Genomic DNA, 6,744 nt, shown 5'->3' with positions numbered 1-6,744 from the left:
ATGGCGCAGTGTCAGCCAATGCTGAAGGTGGCTGACACTCCGCCATCGCGAGCAGGCTCGCTCCCACAGGTGTTTTGTGTCTGGCAGCGCAAATGTGAATGCAGGCCCCTCAAATACACCGGCAACGTTTAAACTGCGCCTTTGCGACGCTATTTGTCGCATTGCCGTAAACCCGCGCAAAACGTGGGTTGGCGCTATAAGAAGTTGTCGCTTGGCGGCAAGGCCGGGCTGAAAACTGTCCTTACAATCCTTACCAAGCTCGCCAGTTCCAGGCGGGTGTTCCTCATCAGGAGACTCCGATGTCCGTTGAGCAAGCCGCGGTACAACGCGCCGATTTCGACCAGGTTATGGTTCCCAACTATGCACCTGCTGCCTTCATTCCTGTGCGTGGTGCCGGTTCCCGCGTATGGGACCAATCCGGTCGCGAGCTGATCGACTTTGCTGGCGGTATCGCAGTCAACGTACTGGGCCATGCCCACCCGGCGCTGGTCGGTGCACTGACCGAGCAGGCCAACAAGCTGTGGCACGTCTCCAACGTTTTCACCAACGAACCGGCCCTGCGCCTGGCTCACAAACTGGTCAACGCGACCTTCGCCGAGCGCGCGTTCTTCTGCAACTCCGGCGCCGAAGCCAACGAGGCCGCCTTCAAGCTGGCCCGTCGCGTTGCGTTCGATCGTTTCGGCAGCGAAAAATACGAAATCATCGCCGCGCTCAATAGCTTCCACGGTCGCACCCTGTTCACCGTCAACGTCGGCGGGCAATCGAAGTACTCCGACGGTTTCGGGCCTAAAATTACCGGCATTACCCACGTTCCTTATAACGACCTGGCTGCTTTGAAAGCCGCCATCTCCGACAAGACCTGTGCCGTTGTGCTGGAACCGATCCAGGGCGAGGGCGGTGTGCTGCCGGCCGAGCAGGCCTACCTGCAAGGCGCCCGCGACCTGTGCGATGCCCACGATGCGCTGCTGGTCTTTGACGAAGTGCAAACCGGCATGGGCCGCAGCGGCCATCTGTTCGCCTACATGCATTACGGCGTGGTCCCGGACATCCTCACCAGCGCCAAGAGCCTGGGCGGTGGTTTCCCGATCGCGGCGATGCTCACCACCGAAGCGCTGGCCAAGCACCTGGTCGTCGGCACCCACGGCACCACCTACGGCGGCAACCCGCTCGCGTGTGCGGTGGCCGAGGCGGTGATCGACGTGATCAATACCCCTGAAGTGCTCGGTGGCGTCAAGACCAAGCACAACAAATTCAAGGCGCGCCTGGAGCAGATCGGCGAGAAATACGGTCTGTTCACCCAGGTGCGTGGCCTGGGCCTGCTGATCGGTTGCGTGCTGAACGACGCCTGGAAAGGCAAGGCCAAGGACATTTTCAACGCCGCCGAACAGGAAGGCCTGATGATCCTCCAAGCCGGCCCGGACGTGATTCGCTTCGCCCCGAGCCTGGTGGTGGAAGACGCCGACATCGACGCCGGCCTGGACCGCTTCGAGCGGGCTGCGGCGAAGCTGACGCAAGCCTGATCCATCAGGCTGAACCGGCTCTGGTGTGGGAGCGGGCTTGCTCGCGAAGAGGCCATCACATTCAACGCAAATGTTGACTGACAAACCGCCTTCGCGAGCAAGCCCGCTCCCACACTGAGTATTTTTTTCTGTGTATCGACCCTTTGGTCGAACCGTTTATTTCAAGTTAAGGAGTGACACCATGCTGGTGATGCGCCCCGCGCAAATGGCTGATCTGGGCGAGGTACAGCGTCTGGCTGCGGACAGTCCGATCGGTGTCACCTCCTTGCCGGATGACGTTGAACGCCTGAGCGACAAGATCGCCGCCAGCGAAGCCTCGTTTGCCGCCGAAGTCAGCTTCAACGGCGAAGAGAGCTATTTCTTCGTCCTCGAAGACACCGCGACCGGCAAGCTGGCCGGCTGTTCGGCCATTGTCGCTTCGGCCGGTTATTCCGAACCGTTCTACAGCTTTCGCAACGAGACCTTCGTTCACGCGTCCCGTGAGCTGAAGATCCACAACAAGATCCACGTACTCTCCCAATGCCACGACCTGACCGGCAACAGCCTGTTGACCAGTTTCTACGTGGTGCCGGAATTGGTGGGTTCGCCGTGGTCGGAACTCAATTCCCGCGGGCGGCTGTTGTTCGTCGCCAGCCATCCGGAGCGGTTCGCCGATTCGGTGGTGACCGAGATCGTCGGCTACAGCGATGAGAATGGCGACTCGCCGTTCTGGGACGCCATCGGCCGCAACTTTTTCGACCTCAACTACGCCGCCGCCGAGCGTTTGTGCGGGCTGAAAAGCCGTACCTTTCTCGCCGAGCTGATGCCCCATTACCCGATCTACGTGCCGCTGTTGCCGGACGCTGCCCAGGAAGCCATGGGCCAGGTCCATCCGCGGGCGCAGATCACCTTCGACATCCTGATGCGCGAGGGTTTCGAGACCGATCACTACATCGACATCTTCGACGGTGGCCCGACCCTGCATGCCCGCGTCTCGGGCATCCGTTCGATTGCCCAGAGCCGCGTGGTGCCGGTCAAGATCGGCGAACCGGTCAAGGGTGCCGGCCGCCAATACCTGGTGGCCAATGCCCAATTGCAGGATTACCGCGCCGTGCTGCTCGAGCTCGACTACGCGCCAGGCAAGCCTGTAACGCTGGACATGGAAGCGGCCGAAGCCTTGGGCGTTGGCGAAGGCGCCAGCGTACGTTTGGTAGCGGTATAACGCTTTACAGCTGAGTTTCGCGGGTGGCGAGAGCGGCCCGTCTGAGGAGATAGCATGATCGTTCGTCCCGTACGCAGCAGCGACTTACCCGCTCTGATCGCCCTGGCCCGCAGCACGGGCACCGGCCTGACTACCTTGCCGGCCAACGAAGAGCGCCTGGCCCATCGGGTCGGCTGGGCCGAGAAGACCTTTCGCGGCGAAGCCGGGCGTGGTGACGCGGACTACCTGTTCGTGCTCGAAGACGATGACGGTCGCGTGGTGGGCATTTCCGCCATCGCCGGCGCCGTGGGATTGCGTGAGCCCTGGTACAACTTCCGGGTCGGCCTGACGGTCAGTGCGTCCCAGGAGTTGAACATCTATCGGGAAATCCCGACGTTGTTCCTGGCCAACGACCTGACCGGCAATTCCGAGCTGTGCTCGCTGTTCCTCCACGCCGACTTCCGCAATGGCCTCAACGGCCGGATGCTGGCCAAGGCGCGGCTGTTGTTCATCGCTGAATTCCCGCAGTTGTTCGGCAACAAGATCATCGCCGAGATGCGCGGCATGTCCGACGACAATGGGCGTTCACCGTTCTGGGAAAGCCTGGGCCGGCATTTCTTCAAGATGGAATTCAGCCAGGCCGATTACCTGACGGGCGTTGGCAACAAGGCGTTCATCGCCGAGCTGATGCCCAAGTTCCCGCTGTATACCTGCTTCTTGTCCGAAGATGCCCGGGCCGTGATTGGCCAGGTTCATCCGGACACCGAACCGGCCTTGTCGATGCTCAAGAGCGAAGGTTTCAGCTACCAGGGTTACGTCGACATCTTCGACGCCGGCCCGGCGGTGGAATGCGAAACCGGCAAGATCCGCGCGATTCGCGACAGCCAGGCGCTGGTGCTGGCCATCGGCACGCCGGGGGATGACGCCACGCCGTTCCTCATCCATAACCGCAAGCGCGAAGACTGCCGCATCACCGCGGCACCGGCGCGCTTTGCCGCAGGCACACTGGTGGTCGATCCGCTGACCGCCAAACGTCTTCAACTCAACGCCGGCGACCAGGTGCGTGCCGTCGCGTTGTCTGCTGCCCGGGAGTCGAAATGATGAAGTCGTTGTACATCGCAGGTAGCTGGCTGGAAGGCCAGGGCGACCTCTTCGAGTCGTTGAACCCAGTCACCCAGCAGGTGTTGTGGTCGGGCAACGGCGCCACCGCGGCGCAGGTGGAATCGGCGGTGCAGGCCGCGCGCCAGGCGTTCCCGGACTGGGCCCGCCGCTCGCTGGATGAACGCATCCAGGTGCTGGAGGCCTTTGCCGCTTCCCTGAAAAGCCATGCTGACGAACTGGCCCGGTGCATCGGTGAAGAAACCGGCAAGCCGTTGTGGGAAGCGGCGACCGAGGTGACCAGCATGGTCAACAAAGTCGCCATTTCGGTGCAGAGCTACCGCGAGCGGACCGGCGAGAAGAGCGGCCCCCTGGGCGACGCCACCGCCGTGCTGCGCCACAAACCCCACGGTGTGGTGGCGGTGTTCGGCCCTTACAACTTCCCTGGCCATTTGCCCAATGGCCACATCGTGCCTGCGCTGCTGGCCGGCAACTGCGTGTTGTTCAAGCCGAGCGAGCTGACGCCGAAAGTCGCCGAGCTGACGGTCAAGTGCTGGGTCGAGGCGGGTTTGCCGGCGGGCGTGCTGAACCTGCTGCAAGGCGCGCGGGAAACCGGTATCGCCCTGGCGGCGAACCCGGGCATCGACGGGCTGTTCTTCACCGGCTCCAGCCGCACCGGGAACTTGCTGCACCAACAGTTTTCCGGGCGTCCGGACAAGATCCTCGCGCTGGAAATGGGCGGTAACAACCCACTGGTGGTGGATGAGGTGGCGGACGTCGATGCTGCGGTCTACACCATTATCCAATCCGCCTTCATTTCCGCCGGGCAGCGCTGCACGTGTGCGCGCCGCCTGCTGGTGCCGGAAGGTGCCTGGGGCGATGCCTTGCTGGCGCGCCTGGTGGCGGTCAGCTCGACCCTTGAAGTGGGTGCCTTCGACCAGCAACCGGCACCGTTCATGGGCTCGGTGATTTCCCTGGGCGCGGCCAAGGCGCTGATGGATGCGCAAAACCATTTGCTGGGCAAAGGCGCCGTGCCGCTGTTGGCCATGACTCAGCCGCAGGCCCAGGCGGCCTTGCTGACGCCGGGTATCCTGGACGTGACGGCCGTGGCCGAGCGTCCCGACGAAGAGTTGTTCGGGCCGTTGCTGCAAGTGATCCGCTACAAGGATTTCCCCGCAGCGATTACCGAAGCCAACAACACGCAATATGGCCTGGCCGCCGGCTTGCTGTCCGATTCCCAGGACCGTTACCAACAGTTCTGGCTGCAAAGCCGCGCCGGTATCGTCAACTGGAACAAACAGCTGACCGGCGCCGCCAGCAGCGCGCCGTTCGGCGGCGTCGGTGCCTCGGGCAACCATCGCGCCAGCGCTTATTACGCGGCGGATTATTGCGCTTATCCGGTGGCTTCCCTGGAGACACCGAGCCTGGTCATGCCGGCGAGCCTGACGCCTGGCGTGCGAATGGTGTAGCCCTTTTCGCGAGCAGGCTCGCTCCCACAGGGATTTACACAGTCCTTGTGGGAGCGAGCCTGCTCGCGAAGGCCGCGCCGCGGTCTTTACTGATGCCTATAAAAACAGATTCTCGTGGAGCCTCGCTGATGAAATCCTATGAAGTCAACTTTGACGGTCTAGTGGGGCCGACCCATAACTACGGCGGGCTCTCGTACGGCAACGTCGCCTCCCAGAGCAACAGCCAGCAGTCTTCCAACCCCAAGGAAGCGGCGTTGCAGGGCCTGGCGAAAATGAAAGCGCTGATGGACATGGGTTTCCAGCAAGGCGTGCTGGCGCCCCAGGAGCGCCCGGACGTGGCGGCCCTGCGCCGGCTGGGCTTTGCCGGCAGCGATGCCCAAGTCATCCAGCAGGCCGCGAAAGAAGCGATGCCACTGTTGGTCGCCAGTTGCTCGGCCTCAAGCATGTGGGTGGCCAACGCCGCCACGGTCAGCCCGAGCGCCGACACCGCTGATGGCCGCGTGCACTTCACCGCCGCCAACCTGAACTGCAAATACCACCGCAGCATCGAGCATCCGACCACCAGCCGCGTGCTGGGGGCGATGTTCGCCAACCCACAACACTTCGCCCATCACGCCGCGTTGCCGGCGGTGGCGCAGTTCGGTGATGAAGGCGCGGCCAACCACACCCGTTTCTGCCGCGCCTACGGCGAGGCCGGCGTCGAATTCTTCGTCTTCGGTCGCAGTGCCTTCGACACCCGTTACCCCGCACCGCAGAAGTACCCGGCACGCCAGACCCTCGAAGCCTCCCAGGCGGTTGCGCGCCTGCACGGTCTGCGGGAGGAGGGCGTGGTCTACGCGCAACAGAATCCGTCGGTGATCGACCAAGGCGTGTTCCACAACGACGTGATCGCCGTGGGCAATGGCGAAGTGCTGTTCTATCACGAGGACGCGTTTCTCGAGACCGACAAGATGTTGGCCGAATTGAGCAGCAAACTCGCCAAGGTCGGTGGGAAATTTCAATCGGTGTGCGTACCGCGTTCGGCGGTCACCGTCGATGATGCGGTTCGTTCCTACCTGTTCAATAGCCAGTTGCTGTCGCGCCCCGACGGCTCGATGCTATTGATCGTGCCGGAAGAATGCCGTGGCAACGAACGCGTCTGGCAATACTTGCAAGGCCTGACGGGCGCTGGCGGCGTTATCCGCGAAGTGAAGGTCTTCGACCTCAAGCAAAGCATGCAGAACGGCGGCGGCCCCGCTTGCCTGAGGTTGCGCGTAGCGCTGAACGAAACCGAACTGGCGGCCGTCAACCCAGGGGTTATCATGACAGCGCCGCTGTACGAGTCGCTGACCCAATGGGTCGAGCGTCACTACCGCGACCGCATGACCGAGAATGACCTGGCAGACCCGCAGTTGCTGCTCGAATGCCGCGGGGCACTGGATGAACTGACACAAATCCTTAAACTTGGCGCGGTTTATCCTTTCCAGATCAATTGAAA

At 62.6% G+C, this 6,744-nt stretch carries 5 protein-coding genes; all 5 read left to right on the top strand.

Going from position 1 to position 6,744, the window contains the following annotated elements; genetic code table 11:
• The first annotated feature begins 299 nt into the window (after positions 1–299).
• Positions 300–1,520 (top strand): aspartate aminotransferase family protein, encoded by a 1,221-nt coding sequence (locus HU767_RS06305; RefSeq protein WP_186707070.1) that lies wholly within the window; start codon positions 300–302, stop codon positions 1,518–1,520.
• A 181-nt stretch (positions 1,521–1,701) separates the two neighbouring features.
• Complete coding sequence (aruF, locus tag HU767_RS06300; RefSeq protein ID WP_003178851.1) at positions 1,702–2,721, top strand: arginine/ornithine succinyltransferase subunit alpha; 1,020 nt, start codon at positions 1,702–1,704, stop codon at positions 2,719–2,721.
• A 54-nt stretch (positions 2,722–2,775) separates the two neighbouring features.
• Positions 2,776–3,801, top strand: a complete 1,026-nt coding sequence (astA, locus tag HU767_RS06295) for an arginine N-succinyltransferase (protein ID WP_186707069.1) — start codon at positions 2,776–2,778, stop codon at positions 3,799–3,801.
• Positions 3,798–5,267, top strand: coding sequence for a succinylglutamate-semialdehyde dehydrogenase (gene astD / locus HU767_RS06290; protein ID WP_186728852.1), 1,470 nt, complete (start codon positions 3,798–3,800; stop codon positions 5,265–5,267). Before astA ends, astD begins: the two co-directional genes overlap by 4 nt.
• A 128-nt stretch (positions 5,268–5,395) precedes the next feature.
• Positions 5,396–6,742, top strand: a complete 1,347-nt coding sequence (astB, locus tag HU767_RS06285) for an N-succinylarginine dihydrolase (RefSeq protein WP_186728850.1) — start codon at positions 5,396–5,398, stop codon at positions 6,740–6,742.
• Positions 6,743–6,744: the final 2 nt, after the last annotated feature.

Origin of the sequence: Pseudomonas sp. SWRI179 (genome assembly GCF_014268705.1) — a bacterium.
Taxonomy (GTDB): domain Bacteria; phylum Pseudomonadota; class Gammaproteobacteria; order Pseudomonadales; family Pseudomonadaceae; genus Aquipseudomonas; species Aquipseudomonas zanjanensis.
Note: the sequence above shows the minus strand (reverse complement) of the source record. Positions and strands in the feature narration are given on the sequence as shown.